Origin of the sequence: uncultured Amaricoccus sp. (assembly GCF_937891315.1) — a bacterium.
Classification (GTDB): Bacteria; Pseudomonadota; Alphaproteobacteria; order Rhodobacterales; family Rhodobacteraceae; genus Amaricoccus.
The window spans coordinates 21,947-36,509 of sequence record NZ_CALAGI010000142.1 but is presented as its reverse complement, the minus strand read 5'-3'; the positions used below and the strand labels follow the sequence as shown (position 1 = coordinate 36,509).

Sequence of the window (14,563 nt, the reverse complement as noted above, 5' to 3'; positions counted from 1 at the left end):
GTAGATCTTTCCGCCATGCGACAAATCCATCCGCGGCGCGGCGAAACGGCGCCCAGAGTGGAAGGTTTCGTGCCAGCGGGCGGGGCTGGTTCGATCATGTCATCGGCGCGTCATTAACCCCTCATATCTCGCTCCTTGAGACAGAGGCTTGTACGCGCTACATTGTAGGCGCGGGCGCCGGGCAAGAACGGCGCGCATCCGGAGGAGGAAGAAGACCTGTCCCGAAACTCCACGGCGGCTTCGGCCGCGTCCCCGGTGGGCCATTTCGTGCCCGGACTGGGGAATATCGGCGGCGATGCGCCGCTGTCGCTGATCCTCGCGTCGCTCGAAGACGACAAAGCCGAGGATATCGTCACCATCCCCCTCGCCGGCAAGTCCGAGATGGCCGATCACATGGTGATCGCCACGGGTCGTTCGTCGCGTCAGGTGGCGGCGATCGCCGAGAAGCTGGCGGACCGGCTCAAGGCCGAGCTTGGGCTGATCGCGCGGATGGAAGGCAAGGACCTGGGCGACTGGGTGCTGATCGACGCCGGCGACGTGATCGTCCATGTCTTCCGGCCCGAGGTGCGCGACTTCTACCAGCTGGAAAAGATGTGGATGCCGCGCGAAGCGGTTGCGAAGCGCGAAGCGGAACCCCGGCCGGCCGACATCGCCTGATCCCGCCGCCGGCTTCGGCCGGCGCGGGTGATCGGGGTCAGGCGCACGGATACCGGCGCGGCCTGACCCGTCGCCGTCACGACCGGGCGACCGGGGCACGGTCGCGCGCCCGAGGGCGTCGGAGACCATCGCGGGAGGGCTCGCGCCTTGCGCCTGACCATTGTCGCCGTCGGCCGCCTGCGCGGCGGCCCGGAGGCCGAGCTCGTCGCGGACTATCTCGCCCGCTTCGACCGGGCCGGTCGGCCGTTCGGCCTCGGCCCGTCGAGGGTGGTCGAGGTCGAGGACCGCAAGGGCGCCGGCTCCGCCGCCGAGGCCGCCCTGCTCGCCGCGGCGCTGCCGAAGGGCGCGGTGCTCGCCGCGCTCGACGAGCGGGGACAGGCGATGGGCTCACCCGATTTCGCGGCCATGCTGCGGCGACTGGCGGACGCCGGCACGCGCGACCTCGCCCTCGCCATCGGCGGCGCGGATGGATTTGGCTCCGAGTTTCGCGACCGCGCCGACTACCTCGTTTCGCTCGGCCGCATGGTCTGGCCCCACATGCTGGTCCGCGTCATGCTCGCCGAGCAGCTCTACCGCGCCGCGACCATCCTGGCCGGCGGCCCCTACCACCGCGGCGATTGAGCCCTATCCGTCGAAGGCTCCCCCCGGCGGCGCGCTGTCGGGCGCCGCGACCGGCGCTGAAACGGGCGCGGCGTGACCTTCCGGATGCCGGCGGCGGACGAAATAGCGCACCACGCGGTCACCGAAGAAATAGACCAGAATCGCCGCGCCGAACACCCGGGCGCCGCGTCCGATGATGATGGCCGCGCAGAAGGCGAGCACCGGCACGCCGAAGGCGCCCGCGCCGATCATCAGGATCTGCGCCGGCAGCGGCGTCAGGCCGAGCGCGATCACCGCGAGAAATCCGTTCCTGGCGAAGAAGCCCTCGAGCTCGGCGAAGCGGTCCTGCCAGCCCATCATCTCGATCAGTGGCGCGCCCACCTGGTCGTAGAACAGCGCGCCCACGCCGAAGCCCGCGATCGCCGCGGTGAAATAGCCGGCGAGGGCGATGCCGGCGATGCGCCAGAGGATATCCCGGCGCAGCTGCATGAAGGGCATGAGGATCGTCTCGATCGGGATCGGGATCATGATCCCCTCGACGATGGCGAACAGATAGAGCGCGACGAGCGAGGACCGGGCATGCGTGATCCGGTGCAGCAGGTGCGATGGATCGCGCAGCCAGCGCATGCGGTCGAGCCTCCCGGGGCGGCTTTCGGCCACGCTCCGGCGACCGACCCGCGACTTAGCCCTTCGGGAGGCTTGTGCCAAGGTCTCCTCGGGAGGATCCTCGCCGGGAGCCCCGAGTCTCGGGCAACCGGTGCTCGGGGAAACCAGAAGCGGGAGGCCGCGATGACGGAGATTGCGAACAGCGAGCAGGGGGCGCAGTGGAACGGCGCGCAGGGCGAGAGCTGGCTTGCCAACGAGGCCATGCTCGAGCCGATGATGGGCGAGACCGACGTGATACTGGCCGAAGCGGCGCGCGCCGCTTCGGGCGAGGCGGTGCTCGACATCGGCTGCGGCACCGGCGGCGGGTCGATCGCCTATGCGCGGAGGACGGGGCCGGGCGGGCGGGTGCTCGGCGTCGATATCTCGGCGCCACTCCTCGCCCGCGCCGAGGAGCGGCGCCGCGAGGCGGGACTGGCGAACCTCGCCTTTCTCCTCGCCGACGCCCAGATCGAACCCATGGAAGGCCCGTTCGATCTCATGGTGTCGCGTTTCGGGGTGATGTTCTTCGAAGACCCGGTCGCGGCGTTCCGCAATATCGCCCGGGCCATCCGGCCCGGCGGGCGGACCTGCTTCGTCTCTTGGACGGGCCCCAACCAAAACCCGTGGTTCGCTGTGCCGAAGGCCGCCGCGGAGGCCGTGCTCGGCTCCGGCCCGCCGGCGGACCCGAACGCGCCGGGGCCGATGGCGTTCGGCGACATCGACCGCGTGCTCGGCATTCTCGGCGCGGCCGGCCTCGCCGGCGCCGCGGGCGAGCGCCGGACCTTTCAACTCGCCACGATGGACATCGCCGCCGCCGCCGGGCTCGCCGCGCGGGTCGGGCCGGCGGCGCGGCTCGTGCGTGAAAAAGCCGCGGGCGCCGCCGAGATCGAAGCCATCGTCGCGGAGGTCCGCGCGCGATTCGCACCCTTCGTCACCGCCAGCGGCCTGCGGATCCCCGGCGAGATCAACCTCTTCCACGCTCACCGGGCCTGATACGAGACTGGCCGGGGGTGCGCGCGACCCGCCCCCCCCGCGGCGGAAAGTCCGCTGGACCCGCGCTTGTCTTCGTTCTAAACGGGCTAATACCCGGCTGATGGAGGCATTCACCGAGGGATCGAATTGCGCCCGTCATGGGCTCTGGCAAGGAGAAAACCGCTTGTCCCATGCTGAAGACCATCCCGGATCCCGTCGCGATTTCCTATATGTAGCCACCGGCGCGGCCGGGGCGGTCGCCGTCGGCGCCGCCGTCTGGCCGCTGGTCAACCAGATGAACCCGAGCGCCGATGTGCAGGCGCTGTCTTCGATCCGCGTCGATATATCGGGCGTGGAGGTCGGCAGTCAGCTGACCATCAAGTTCCTCGGCAAACCCGTCTTCATCCGCCGCCGCACGCCGGAGGAGATCGAGATGGGCCGCGCGGTCGAGATGTCCGAACTGGTCGACCCGCTCGCCCGCAACGAGAACCTGCCGACGGACGCGCCCGCGACCGACGCGGACCGCACGCTCGACGAGGCGGGCGAATGGCTCATCATGACCGGCGTCTGCACCCATCTGGGCTGCGTTCCGCTCGGCGAATCTGGCGACTTCGGCGGCTGGTTCTGCCCCTGCCATGGATCGCACTACGACACAGCCGGCCGAATTCGCAAGGGGCCGGCGCCGCAGAACCTGCACATTCCGGTGATGAGTCTCGTCTCCGAGAACGTCGTCCAGCTCGGCTAGGGGGAGTTAGAGCAAGATGAGCGGCATTCCGCACGACCACTACGAGCCGAAGACCGGAGCCGAAAAGTGGCTCGAGAGCCGGCTTCCCGTCCTCGGGCTGACCTATTCCACGCTTTTCATCCCGACGCCCAAGAATCTCAACTGGATGTGGATCTGGGGCATCGTGCTCGCCTTCTGCCTGGCGCTGCAGATCGCGACCGGCATCGCGCTCGCGATGCATTACACCCCGCATGTCACCCTCGCCTTCTCGAGCGTCGAGCATATCATGCGCGACGTGAACGGCGGCTGGGCGCTGCGTTATGTCCATGCCAACGGCGCCTCGCTGTTCTTCGTGGCGGTGTATTTCCATATCTTCCGCGGCATCTACTACGGTTCCTACAAGGCCCCGCGCGAGATCACCTGGATTGTCGGCATGCTCATCTATCTCCTGATGATGGGCACCGCCTTCATGGGCTACGTCCTGCCCTGGGGGCAGATGTCCTTCTGGGGCGCCACGGTCATCACCGGCCTCTTCGGTGCGATCCCGGTGGTCGGCGAATATATCCAGACGCTGCTGCTCGGCGGGCCGGCGGTCGACAATCCGACGCTGAACCGCTTCTTCTCGCTGCATTATCTGCTGCCCTTCGTCATCGCCGGCCTCGTGATCGTCCATATCTGGGCGTTCCACACGACGGGCAACAACAACCCGACCGGGGTCGAGGTGCGGCGTACCTCCAAGCGCGAGGCCGACGCGGATACCCTGCCCTTCTGGCCCTATTTCGTGATCAAGGACCTGTTCGCGCTGGTCTTCGTGCTGGTGATCTTCGCGGCGGTCGTCGGCTTCATGCCGAACTTCCTCGGCCATCCCGACAACTATATCGAAGCGAACAGCCTGCAGACCCCCGCGCATATCGTGCCGGAATGGTACTTCCTGCCGTTCTACGCCATGCTGCGCGCCATCACCTTCGACATCTGGTTCATCAATTCCAAGCTCGGCGGCGTGATCGCGATGTTCGGTTCGATCATCCTGCTCGCGCTGCTGCCTTGGCTCGACACCAGCCGGACGCGGTCCGGGCGCTATCGGCCGCGGTTCAAGGTCTGGTTCTGGATCCTGGTGTTCGACTTCATGCTGCTGATGTGGTGCGGGTCGATGCCGGCGGAGCAGCCCTATGTCATCATCAGCCAGCTGGCGACGCTCTACTGGTTCGCCTTCTTCCTCGTCGTCCTGCCGCTGCTCGGTGTGATGGAGAAGCCGACCCAGCCGCCGGCCAGCATCGAGGCTGATTTCATCGAGCACTACGGCGTCGAGGGCGCGGCCGGCCGCGCCGTCCCGGCGCCCGCGGAATAGCCCCGAGCGAGGATCAGCCATGTTCAGAAAGACACTCCTCTCGGGGCTCGCCGCGGTCGGACTCCTTGCCATGGGCGGCGGCGCCGAGGCGGCTGAAGCCGGCCATGTCACCGACTTCAGCTTTTCCTTCGAAGGCCCCTTCGGCAGTTTCGACCAGTCGCAGCTCCAGCGCGGCCTGCAGGTCTATACCGAGGTCTGTTCGGCCTGCCACGGGCTGAAGTTCGTGGCCTATCGCACCCTCGCCGATCCCGGCGGCCCCGCGCTGAGCGAGGAGGCGATGCACGCCTTCGCCGCGCAGTTCGAGGTGACGGAGCTTGCCACCGGCGAGACCCGCGTCGCCGCGCCGCCGGATCATTTCGCGCCGTCCAACCTGCCGAACGCGCCGGATCTCAGCCTGATGGCCAAGGCGCGGGCCGGCTTCCACGGTCCGGCGGGTCTCGGGGTCAACCAGATCCTGCACGGCATGGGCGGCCCGGAATACATCGCCTCGTTCGTGACCGGCTTTACCGGCGAGGAGAAGGTCGAGGCGGGCGTGACGCTATACGAGAACCACGCCAAGGGTGCCTGGGTGGCAATGAACCCGGTACTGAGCGACGGGCTCGTCACCTATGCCGACGGCACGGTCGCGACGCCGGAGCAGATGGCGGAGGACGTGGCCGCCTTCCTGATGTGGACGGCCGAGCCGAAGATGATGGCGCGCAAGCAGGCGGGCCTCGTCGCGGTGCTGTTCCTCGCGGGTCTGACCGTGCTGCTCTATCTCACCAACAAGAAGATCTGGTTGCCCTACAAGGGCGGCAAGCACGCCTGACACGGGGATCTTCGCCGTGGTCGAAGGGAGGGCGGATCCGATGGATCCGCCCTTTTTGCGTCGCCGCCCGGAAACAGAGGTCGCGCGTGTGATCCGGGTGATCACCGAGGCCAGCACCACGCCGGCCGAAGTCGAGGCACGGGACGGCCGGCGCTGGGTGCTGAAATTCTCCGGCGCGGGGCCGGGGCCTTACGGCTTGCTGATCGAGTATGTCGCCCTCGCCATCGCGCGGGCGTTCGGCACGCCGGTGCCAGAGGCGCGGCCGTTGTGGCTGGCGGAGGATTTTCCGTGGATGGCCGGCACGGACGAGTTCGACTCGATGCTGCGGCGTAGCCCGGGCTGGAACCTCGGGATCGCGCTGGTGCCGGATGCGCGGCCGGCGACGGCGGCCGAGGCGCTCGCGGCCGATCCGGCGATGCTGGAAACCATCGCGCGGTCGGACTGCCTGCTGGCCAATGTCGACCGGATGCCCCCGAACCCCAACCTGATCCTGGCCGATGGGCGGCTCTGGTCGATCGACTACGACGCCTGCCTCTATCTCAGCCGCGCGCTCGGCCCCGCCCGACCGGCGGAGATCGCCTTGCCCGTCGGTCATTTCCTGCGGGCCCGCTGGCCGGAGCCCCGCCGCGCGCCGGTTCCGCCGCTCGATTTCGATATGTTGGTCGGCGCCGTCCCCGGCGCATGGATCGCCGCCGCGGGCAATGACCGCGCGCGCATCGCCGAGGCGCTGCGCGCCTATGTCGCGGCGTGGGCGGCCTGACCCCGCTTCACCGCGTCAGGGTTCCCAGAAGCCCCAGCCGTCGGGCACGAAGCCGCGGGCGAGCGCGAGCTTCGTGGTGCGCTCCTCGTGCAGCCAGATCGCCTCAAGCGTGAAGGGGATGTCGAGCACGGTGGCGTCGATCCGTCCATCCGGGTCGTTCTCGGCGGCGCTGGCGAGATAGCCGAAACTTTCCAGCGCCTTCATGAAGGCGGCGGCGTCGGCGTCCTTGTCCTCGGGCAGGAACTCGAGATCGAGGGTGATCAACGCCCTCTCGTCGAGGCCCGATTCCTTGCGCACCTCCTCGATGCTCAACTCGGTATCGGCCTTCTGCTCGGCCCAGTTCCAGTCGATTTCGTGATCGTCGCTCACGCGGCGGCCTCCTCCTCGGCATTGTACTTGGCAAGCAGCGCCTCGGCGTTCTGCATCACCTTGCGGACCCCGCGCGCCGCCTGGCGGATGCGGTGCTCGTTCTCGACCAGGCCGAGCCGGACAAAACCCTCGCCATATTCGCCGAAACCTACGCCCGGTGCGACCGCGACCTCCGCCTCGCGCAGCAGGATCTTCGAGAAGCCCATCGAGCCGATCGCCTCGAACGGCTTCGGCACCGGCGCCCAGGCGAACATGGTGGCCGGCGGCGACGGAATCAGCCAGCCGGCGCGGCCCATCGTATCGACGAGCACGTCTCGGCGATGCTTGTAGGTCTCGCGGATCTCGGTCACGACCTCTTGCGGCCCGTTCAGCGCGGCGGCGGCCGCGACCTGCACCGGGGTGAAGGCGCCGTAGTCGAGATAGCTCTTGATGCGGGTCAGCGCGTCGATGAGCCGCGGATTGCCGACCGCGAAGCCCATGCGCCATCCCGGCATCGAATAGGTCTTGGAGAGCGAGGTGAACTCGACCGCCACCTCCTTGGCCCCCTCGACCTGAAGGATCGAGGGCGGCGGGTTGCCATCGAAATAAATCTCGGCATATGCGAGGTCCGACAGCACCCAGAGGTGCTGCTTCTTCGCGAAGGCGATCAACTCGCGATAGAAATCGAGATCACAGACCTGCGCCGTCGGATTCGACGGGAAGGAGACGACGAGCGCCACCGGCTTCGGCACCGAATGCAGCACCGCGCGCCCGAGCGCGCGCAGATATTCCTCCGGGTCGAACCGTCCATCGTGCAACGCCGGCACATGCCGCAGCGTGCCGCCGGCGATCATGAAACCGTAGGGATGGATCGGATAGGACGGGTTTGGCACCAGCATCACGTCGCCCGGCGCGGTGATCGCCATCGCGAGATTCGCCAGCCCCTCCTTCGAGCCGAGGGTCGCGATCACCTCGGTCTCCGGATCGAGCTTCACCCCGAAGCGACGGGCGTAGTATCCGGCCTGGGCACGGCGCAGGCCCGGAATGCCCTTGGAGGCGGAATAGCGGTGAGTGCGCGGCCGCTGCACCGTCTCGACCAGCTTGTCGACGATGTGCCTTGGCGTATCCATGTCGGGATTGCCCATGCCGAAGTCGATGATGTCCATCCCATCGGCCCGGTACTTGGCCTTGAGGCGGTTGACCTCGGCGAAGACATAGGGCGGCAGGCGCTTGATACGATAGAATTCTTCGGACATGACCCTTGGACCCGGGTGTTGGCGATGGGTTGAGACTGGGCGCGTTATAGGCTGGGCAGCCGCCGTTGCACAGAGCGATCTGCGGCGCGCGCGGCCTATACCAACGGCCCGTCGTCGAGCAGCGCCTCCAGCGTCTCGATGCGGTCGGCCTCGGCCGGCGGCTTGTCCCAGCGCAGGCGGCTGATGCGCGGGAAGCGCATGGCGAGACCGGACTTGTGGCGGCCGGAGCGGTTCAGGCCCTCGAAGGCGACCTCGAGCACCAGCCCGTGGTCCGGCTCGGCGCGCACCGCCCGCACCGGACCGAAACGGTCGATGGTGTTGGCCCGGACAAAGGCGTCGATCCTGGTCAACTCCTCGTCGGTGAAGCCGAAATAGGCTTTGCCGACCGGTAGCAGCGCACCATCCGCCCCCCAGACGCCGAAGGTATAGTCCGAGTAATAGCCGGAGCGTTTGCCGTGCCCGCGCTGGGCATACATCAGCACCGCGTCGATCAACCGCGGCTCGCGCTTCCACTTGAACCAGGGCCCCTTGGGCCTGCCGGCCAGATAGGGACTGTCGCGGCGTTTCAGCATCACCCCCTCGATCACCGTCTCCGGCGGCGCGGCCCGCCGCTCGGCGAGCTCGGCCCAGTCGGCGAAGGGGATGAGCGGCGAAAGATCGAACCGGGCAGGGTCGAGGCGGCGGGCGAAGGCTTCCAGCCGCGCCCGCCGCTCGGCGAGCGGCGCGGGGCGCAGATCCTCCGGCCCGTCGCGCAAGAGGTCGTAGAGCCGGAGGAAGGCGGGATAGCGCGCCATCTCGCGCGGTGCGACCGTCTTGCGGTTCAACCGCCTCTGCAGATCGGCGAAACTCGCCACGCCTTCGCCAAGGCCGCCGGGCAGCGCGACCAGCAGTTCGCCGTCGAGCGTGCCGTCGAAATCGAGCGCGGCGGCGATGTCGGGAAAGGCGGACGCGACATCGTCGCCGGTACGCGAATAGAGCCGCGCGCCTCCGCGGCCAGCGGTCGCCTGCAGGCGGATGCCATCCCACTTCCATTCGGCGAGGAAGTCGGCGGGGTCGAGCGCGGTGAGATCGCCCGGGTCGAGCGGATGCGCCAGCATCACCGGACGGAAGCCGAGTGTCGCGCCGCCGCCACCCGGCCGCGCGGCCCGGCCGGCGAGCCAGTCGAAGAGCGCGGCGTAGGGTGGCGCCTGATCGTGCCAGATCTCCTCGATCTCGGCGACCTCGCGGCCGCCGAAATCGGCGAGCGCCTGCTTGCCGAGCCGGGCCGAGACACCGACGCGCAGCCCGCCGGTGACAAGCTTCAGCAGCGCGAAGCGACCCGAGGCGTCGAACTGGTCGAGCAGCGCCGCGACGAGACGTGGCGCCTCGCGACGCGAGGTCGCGCGCAGACGCGCCACCACTTCGCCGAGTCCCGGATCCGCGCCAGGACAGGGCGGCGCCGGCCAGATCAGCGCGACGGTCTCGGCAAGATCGCCGACGAAATCATGGGAGAGCGCGAAAAGCTCCGCGTCCACCCGCTCGGCCACGAGGGCGCGCAGCATGGCGGGTTTTACCGTGTCGAACCGCAGGTCACGCGTGATGGCCGCCAGGCCGAAGCCGCGGTCAGGGTCGGGCGTCGCGGCGAGATAGGCCTCGATCAGCCGCAACTTGCCATTGCGCGACGGCGTCAGCGTCAGGCGGTCGAGCAGGTCGGCGAAGCGGCGCATGACCCCGAGACTAGCGCGCCGCGGCGGTTTGGCGAAGGGTTCGCCGCGTTCGGCGGCCGGCTCGTGAAATGTCCGTGACGCCAGCGTGACGGCGGGAGCGGCGCCCCCTCGCCCCCCCTTGCTCGACTCAGGGGCCCCGAGCTACCTCTTTCCTCGCATTCGAAAGCGAAAAGACCACCGCCAACCGGCGCCGCGACCGGCGCCGACGCACCAGGGAATTGTCAAATGTCTATCTCCAAGTTCTGTCTTGGCATGGCCGCGCTATGCGCGCTCGGCGGCATGTCGCTCGGCATCCATATGGGCATCGCGCAAGATTTCACCCTCGCCCCGGCCCATGCGCATCTCAACCTGCTCGGATGGGTGACGATGGCGCTCTATGGCCTCTGGCACCGGACCGGACGCCGCGCGGCGGGCGTGCTCGCATGGACCCAGGCCGGCTGCGGCGCGGCCGGCGCGGTACTGATGAGCGGCGGGCTCGGGCTGATGCTGGCGAACGGCCACGATCCGGCCTTCGAGCCGCTCGTCATCGCCGGCTCGCTGTTCGCGGTCACCGGGATGGCGCTGTTCTTCGTGCTCGTGGTGACCGAGCGTCCGCGCACGGCCGCGAACCTCGAACGGACGGCGCCGACCAACGCCTGGCCCGCCTGATCATGAGCGATCCAGTCCCGCCGGCGCGCCGGCGGGACCGCTGTCAGGCGGCGCCACGCGCGTGAAGCGCGCCGGCGCCAGGCAGCTCGATATTGATCTCGAGCGTCGACAGATCGTCGCCCCGCTCGAGCTTGATGTCGACGCTGTCGCCGCCCACCGTCATGTAGCGCTTGATCACTTCGAGGATGTCGCGCTGAAGCATCGGCAGATAGTCAGGTCCGGATCGGTCGACACGCTCGTGCGACAGCAGGATCTGCAGCCGCTCCTTGGCGGTGTCGGCGGTGTTGCCCTGCCGGGGCCAGCGGAGGAAGTTCAGCATGCTCATGCCGTCCGCCGCAGCAGCCGCTGGAACAGGCCCTGACGCTCGGGCTGGATCTTCATTTCGAGCTGCTCGCCGACCAGCCGGGAGACCGCGTCCTCATAGGCCTTGCCGGCGTTGGACTTCGCATCGAACACAACCGGCGTGCCGACGTTGGAAGCCTTCAGCACCGCCGTGCTCTCGGGGATGATACCGAGCAGCGGGATCGACAGGATCTCGAGAATGTCCTCGACCTTCATCATCTCGCCCCGCGCCACCCGCGACGGATCATAGCGGGTGAGCAGCAGGTGCGACTTGACCGAACCTTCGCCCTTCTCGACCCGGTGGGTCTTGGAGCTGAGCAGCCCGAGCACGCGGTCGCTGTCGCGAACCGAGGAGACCTCGGGGTTGGTCACCACCACCGCCTCATCGGCGAAATACATCGCGAGATGCGCGCCGCGCTCGATTCCGGCCGGGCTGTCGCAGATGATGTAGTCGAACTGATCGCGCAGTTCGTTCAGCACCTTCTCGACGCCTTCCTTGGTCAGCGCGTCCTTGTCGCGGGTCTGGCTGGTCGGCAGGATCGACAGATTGTCGAGCCGGCGGTCCTTGATCAGCGCCTGCTGGATCTTGGCATCGCCCTGGATGACATTGATGAAGTCGAAGACCACGCGACGCTCGCATCCCATGATCATGTCGAGGTTGCGCAGGCCCACGTCGAAATCGATGACGACGGTCTTCTTGCCGCGCATGGCGAGGCCCGCGCCGATGGCGGCGGTCGAGGTCGTCTTGCCGACGCCTCCCTTGCCGGATGTGACGACGATGATCTTGGCCAACCGGGTCTCCTTTCCTGATCCGAGGGTTACTTGAGGGGTTCGACGCAAATGGATTCGCCCTGGAGGAACACCTGCACGCGCTGGCGCCGGGCGTCCGAAGGCAGGTCATCGCTGGTGCGGTAGAGGCCGGCGATGGCGACCAGCTCCGCCTCCAGGTTCTGGCAGAAGATGCGGGCGGTCCGGTCGCCGTTGACCCCGGCCAGCGCCCGGCCCCGCAACGGCCCGTAGACATGGATATTGCCATGCGCGATCAGTTCGGCGCCCGAGCTGACCGGCGCCATGACCACGAGATCGCCGCGATCGGCGAAGATGCGCTGGCCCGAGCGCACCGGCTCGGTGATCATCAGGCTCGGCGCCGGCTCGGGGGTGGGTTCGACCGCTGTTTCGGCGGGGATATCCGTCGCCTTCGGTTCCGCCGCGTCCGCCTTCGGTTCGGCCTTCGGGGCGGTCGGCTGAATACCCGCGCGCTCCAGCGCCGCCTCGCGGCCGCCCTGCAGGGTTATGAGGCCCGCGCCGAAGGCGGCGACACCCTGCTCGGCCCGGGCGTTCTGGATGCCGATCGCGGTCAGCCGGCGGGCGCGGAGTGCGCGGGCGAATTTCACGAAATCCGCCTTTTCGTCCAGTCCCTCGGCCTGTTCGAGATCGAGCACCAGCGGCGCGTTGACGAAGAAATGCGGCGCCTGCCGCATCAGCGCGTCGAGCGCATCGAAAAACGCACGATCCGGGGCGCCGTCAAGCCGCAGGACCACCGCCGTGAAGGAGCGGCCGCGCACCTGAAGCGGCTGCGCGGTAGCGGCGACGACTCCGACCTTCGGATTCATGGAATTCACCTGCTCGCCTCACTGCTTCGACATCCCGGACGGACGTTCTTGGGCCTCGAACTTCTTGAACCCCATAATATGGGATTCTGACCGAGTCGCAACCTCGCAGGCGCGCTCTTCACAACATCTATGACCAACGCATGAATCGCAGGCGTTTTCCCGCGCAGATTGTTTCCGAAGGCGTCGACTTCGCGCCGCGCGGGTGCGATTTCATCCGCTCCGGACCGACTGCTTCGCCCTTCGGTCGCCTCATGGTCCGAGGGGTGATTCTCTCGCCTCAGGCGGGCGCGAGACGCGGCCCGAAGGTCGCGAACACCTGCGCGTAGATATCCCGCTTGAAGGGGACGATGCGGGCGGCGAGCTCGGCCGGTTCCATCCAGGCCCAGGCACTGAATTCCGGCGGCGGCCGGGTGATATCCACCTCGGTATCCGCCCCGAGGAAGCGGAGCAGGAACCAGCGCTGCTTCTGGCCGCGGTAGCGCCCTTTCCAGATGCGAGGCACCAGATCGACGGGCAGGTCGTAGGTCAGCCAGTCCGATGTCTCGGCCAGCACATCGACCGAGGCGGGCGCGATGCCCGTCTCCTCGCCGAGCTCGCGCAGCGCGGCTTCGAGCGGGGTCTCGCCTTCGTCGATGCCGCCCTGGGGCATCTGCCAGGCCTCGCCCGGGTTGTCGAGCCGCTGGCCGGCGAAAACGCGGCCGGCGCGGTTCATCAGCACGAGCCCCACGCACGGCCGATAGGGCAGTGCGCGGATCTCGGCCTCGGTCAGCGCCTTCCTGGCCACCTCAGTTCTTGGCGTCGAGATAGGAAAGGCCCCGCAGCATGTCGATGGCATAGCTGAGCTGATAGTCTTCCGCGCGGAGACGCGCGGTCTCCGCCTGATGCGCCTTCGCCGCCTCGAGCGCCTTCTTCTCGTCCTCGGTCAGCGAATCGTTCGCCAGCGAACCGCGCAGGTCGGCCTCGCTGCGCAGGGCGTCCGGCGCCGGCGTCTGCGGCTCGGCCGCGGCGTTCGGGTCGCGCGGCGCCGGCTGCTCGACCACGATGTCGGGCGAGACGCCGAGCGCCTGGATCGAGCGACCCGACGGCGTGTAGTAGCGCGCGGTGGTCAGGCGCAGCGCGCCGTCGTCCTGTACCGGCATGATGGTCTGGACCGAACCCTTGCCGAAGCTCTGGGTGCCGAGCACGATGCCGCGCCGGTGGTCCTGCAAGGCGCCGGCGACGATTTCCGACGCGCTGGCCGAGCCGCCGTTGATCAGCACCACCATCGGCTTGCCCTCGGCCAGGTCGCCGGGGGTCGCGTTGTAGCGTTCGCTGTCGCGCGGGTCGCGACCGCGGGTCGAGACGATCTCGCCGGACTCGAGGAAAGCGTCCACCACCGAGATCGCCTGATTGAGCAGGCCGCCCGGATCGTTGCGCAGGTCGAGGACGAAGCCCGTCACCTTGTCCATGCCACCGACTTCCTCGACCTTCTCCTTCAGCTGCTTTTCCAGATTGGGATAGGTCTGCTCGTTGAAGGTGGCGACGCGAAGCACGACGACGCCGTCCTCGATCTGAGAGCGCACCGGCGAGACGGTGATGGTCTCGCGCTTGATCGTCACGTCGAACGGATCGGGCGTGCCCTCGCGCTGGATGGTGATGGTGATCTCGGACCCCACCGGCCCGCGCATCAGATCGACGGCGTCGTTGAGGTTCAGCCCCATCACGCTCTCGCCGTTCACCTGCGTTATGAGGTCGCCCGGCTTGATGCCGGCCTTGTCGGCGGGGGTGTCCTCGATCGGCGAGACCACCTTCACGACGCCGTTCTCCTGCGTCACCTCGATGCCGAGGCCGCCGAACTCGCCTTTGGTCTGCACCTGCATGTCGTCGAAATCGTCAGGCGGCAGGTAGGAGGAATGCGGATCGAGCGAAGCGAGCATGCCGTTGATCGCGCTCGCGATCAGCTTCTTCTCATCGACCGGCTCGACGTAGCTGGTGCGGATTCGCTCGAAGACGTCGCCGAACAGGTCGAGCTGTTCATAGACCGTCTTCTCCTGCTCGGCCTCCTGCGCCACGATCGGGCCCGCGAACTGCGTGCTGACCACGATGCCCAGGGCCGCGCCAGCCGCGCCAGCCAGCAGTAGTTTCTTCATGCGCCGT

At 68.1% G+C, this 14,563-nt stretch carries 17 protein-coding genes; 8 read left to right on the top strand and 9 right to left on the bottom strand.

Translation table 11 applies throughout. The features are described 5' to 3' along the window. The first annotated feature begins 267 nt into the window (after positions 1-267). Complete coding sequence (gene rsfS / locus Q0480_RS14070; protein ID WP_299133853.1) at positions 268-657, top strand: ribosome silencing factor; 390 nt, start codon at positions 268-270, stop codon at positions 655-657. A gap of 147 nt (positions 658-804) precedes the next feature. Further along, on the top strand, positions 805-1,278 hold the full coding sequence (gene rlmH, locus Q0480_RS14065; protein ID WP_299133852.1) for a 23S rRNA (pseudouridine(1915)-N(3))-methyltransferase RlmH: 474 nt from the start codon (positions 805-807) through the stop codon (positions 1,276-1,278). Positions 1,279-1,281: 3 nt separating this feature from the next. On the opposite strand, the gene Q0480_RS14060 is transcribed toward rlmH, so the two are convergent. Further along, on the bottom strand, positions 1,282-1,884 hold the full coding sequence (locus Q0480_RS14060) for a VTT domain-containing protein (RefSeq protein WP_299133850.1): 603 nt from the start codon (positions 1,882-1,884) through the stop codon (positions 1,282-1,284). A 162-nt stretch (positions 1,885-2,046) separates the two neighbouring features. On the opposite strand from Q0480_RS14060, the gene Q0480_RS14055 reads away from it, so the two are divergent. From Q0480_RS14055 to Q0480_RS14035, 5 genes are all read left to right on the top strand, one after another. After that, positions 2,047-2,895 (top strand): class I SAM-dependent methyltransferase, encoded by an 849-nt coding sequence (locus tag Q0480_RS14055; RefSeq protein ID WP_299133849.1) that lies wholly within the window; start codon positions 2,047-2,049, stop codon positions 2,893-2,895. A 163-nt stretch (positions 2,896-3,058) separates the two neighbouring features. Continuing rightward, entirely contained in the window at positions 3,059-3,619 is a 561-nt protein-coding gene (petA, locus tag Q0480_RS14050) for a ubiquinol-cytochrome c reductase iron-sulfur subunit (RefSeq protein ID WP_299133848.1), read from the top strand. 16 nt (positions 3,620-3,635) lie between these two features. Next, positions 3,636-4,946 carry a cytochrome b/b6 gene (locus Q0480_RS14045; protein WP_299133847.1) on the top strand — a complete coding sequence of 437 codons (1,311 nt, stop codon included), beginning with the start codon at positions 3,636-3,638 and terminating at the stop codon, positions 4,944-4,946. Between the two features lie 19 nt (positions 4,947-4,965). After that, on the top strand, positions 4,966-5,754 hold the full coding sequence (locus Q0480_RS14040; RefSeq protein WP_299133846.1) for a cytochrome c1: 789 nt from the start codon (positions 4,966-4,968) through the stop codon (positions 5,752-5,754). 40 nt (positions 5,755-5,794) lie between these two features. Then, positions 5,795-6,514: a HipA family kinase gene (locus Q0480_RS14035; RefSeq protein ID WP_299133845.1), complete on the top strand. Its 720-nt coding sequence runs from the start codon at positions 5,795-5,797 to the stop codon at positions 6,512-6,514. Positions 6,515-6,529: 15 nt separating this feature from the next. Here Q0480_RS14035 and Q0480_RS14030 read toward each other — a convergent pair whose 3' ends face one another. The 3 genes from Q0480_RS14030 to Q0480_RS14020 form a co-directional block, all read right to left on the bottom strand. Further along, on the bottom strand, positions 6,530-6,883 hold the full coding sequence (locus Q0480_RS14030; RefSeq protein WP_299133844.1) for a hypothetical protein: 354 nt from the start codon (positions 6,881-6,883) through the stop codon (positions 6,530-6,532). Continuing rightward, positions 6,880-8,118, bottom strand: coding sequence for an LL-diaminopimelate aminotransferase (locus tag Q0480_RS14025; protein ID WP_299133842.1), 1,239 nt, complete (start codon positions 8,116-8,118; stop codon positions 6,880-6,882). The genes Q0480_RS14030 and Q0480_RS14025 overlap by 4 nt, the downstream gene beginning before the upstream one ends. Positions 8,119-8,213: 95 nt before the next feature. Continuing rightward, complete coding sequence (locus tag Q0480_RS14020) at positions 8,214-9,824, bottom strand: cisplatin damage response ATP-dependent DNA ligase (protein WP_299133840.1); 1,611 nt, start codon at positions 9,822-9,824, stop codon at positions 8,214-8,216. Between the two features lie 225 nt (positions 9,825-10,049). Here Q0480_RS14020 and Q0480_RS14015 point away from each other — a divergent pair, with 225 nt between their 5' ends. Continuing rightward, positions 10,050-10,472, top strand: coding sequence for a hypothetical protein (locus Q0480_RS14015; RefSeq protein ID WP_299133838.1), 423 nt, complete (start codon positions 10,050-10,052; stop codon positions 10,470-10,472). Between the two features lie 43 nt (positions 10,473-10,515). On the opposite strand, the gene minE is transcribed toward Q0480_RS14015, so the two are convergent. From minE to Q0480_RS13990, 5 genes are all read right to left on the bottom strand, one after another. Continuing rightward, positions 10,516-10,797, bottom strand: a complete 282-nt coding sequence (gene minE, locus Q0480_RS14010; protein ID WP_299133836.1) for a cell division topological specificity factor MinE — start codon at positions 10,795-10,797, stop codon at positions 10,516-10,518. Next, positions 10,794-11,606, bottom strand: coding sequence for a septum site-determining protein MinD (gene minD, locus Q0480_RS14005; protein ID WP_299133835.1), 813 nt, complete (start codon positions 11,604-11,606; stop codon positions 10,794-10,796). The genes minE and minD overlap by 4 nt, the downstream gene beginning before the upstream one ends. A 26-nt stretch (positions 11,607-11,632) precedes the next feature. Further along, on the bottom strand, positions 11,633-12,427 hold the full coding sequence (gene minC / locus Q0480_RS14000; RefSeq protein WP_299133834.1) for a septum site-determining protein MinC: 795 nt from the start codon (positions 12,425-12,427) through the stop codon (positions 11,633-11,635). 277 nt (positions 12,428-12,704) lie between these two features. Then, on the bottom strand, positions 12,705-13,196 hold the full coding sequence (locus Q0480_RS13995) for an RNA pyrophosphohydrolase (RefSeq protein ID WP_299133920.1): 492 nt from the start codon (positions 13,194-13,196) through the stop codon (positions 12,705-12,707). Positions 13,197-13,212: 16 nt separating this feature from the next. After that, positions 13,213-14,556 carry a S41 family peptidase gene (locus Q0480_RS13990; protein WP_299133832.1) on the bottom strand — a complete coding sequence of 448 codons (1,344 nt, stop codon included), beginning with the start codon at positions 14,554-14,556 and terminating at the stop codon, positions 13,213-13,215. Positions 14,557-14,563 lie beyond the last annotated feature (7 nt).

Bases quoted from the DNA above. Each gene is read 5' to 3' on its own strand.
- Q0480_RS14035 (WP_299133845.1), top strand. From the start codon at position 5,795: ATGGATCCGCCCTTTTTGCGTCGCCGCCCGGAAACAGAGGTCGCGCGT.
- Q0480_RS14015 (WP_299133838.1), top strand. From the start codon at position 10,050: ATGTCTATCTCCAAGTTCTGTCTTGGCATGGCCGCGCTATGCGCGCTC.
- Q0480_RS13990 (WP_299133832.1), bottom strand. From the start codon at position 14,556: ATGAAGAAACTACTGCTGGCTGGCGCGGCTGGCGCGGCCCTGGGCATC.
- minE (WP_299133836.1), bottom strand. From the start codon at position 10,797: ATGAGCATGCTGAACTTCCTCCGCTGGCCCCGGCAGGGCAACACCGCC.
- minC (WP_299133834.1), bottom strand. From the start codon at position 12,427: ATGAATCCGAAGGTCGGAGTCGTCGCCGCTACCGCGCAGCCGCTTCAG.
- Q0480_RS14025 (WP_299133842.1), bottom strand. From the start codon at position 8,118: ATGTCCGAAGAATTCTATCGTATCAAGCGCCTGCCGCCCTATGTCTTC.
- Q0480_RS14040 (WP_299133846.1), top strand. From the start codon at position 4,966: ATGTTCAGAAAGACACTCCTCTCGGGGCTCGCCGCGGTCGGACTCCTT.
- Q0480_RS14020 (WP_299133840.1), bottom strand. From the start codon at position 9,824: ATGCGCCGCTTCGCCGACCTGCTCGACCGCCTGACGCTGACGCCGTCG.
- Q0480_RS14055 (WP_299133849.1), top strand. From the start codon at position 2,047: ATGACGGAGATTGCGAACAGCGAGCAGGGGGCGCAGTGGAACGGCGCG.
- Q0480_RS14045 (WP_299133847.1), top strand. From the start codon at position 3,636: ATGAGCGGCATTCCGCACGACCACTACGAGCCGAAGACCGGAGCCGAA.
- Q0480_RS14060 (WP_299133850.1), bottom strand. From the start codon at position 1,884: ATGCGCTGGCTGCGCGATCCATCGCACCTGCTGCACCGGATCACGCAT.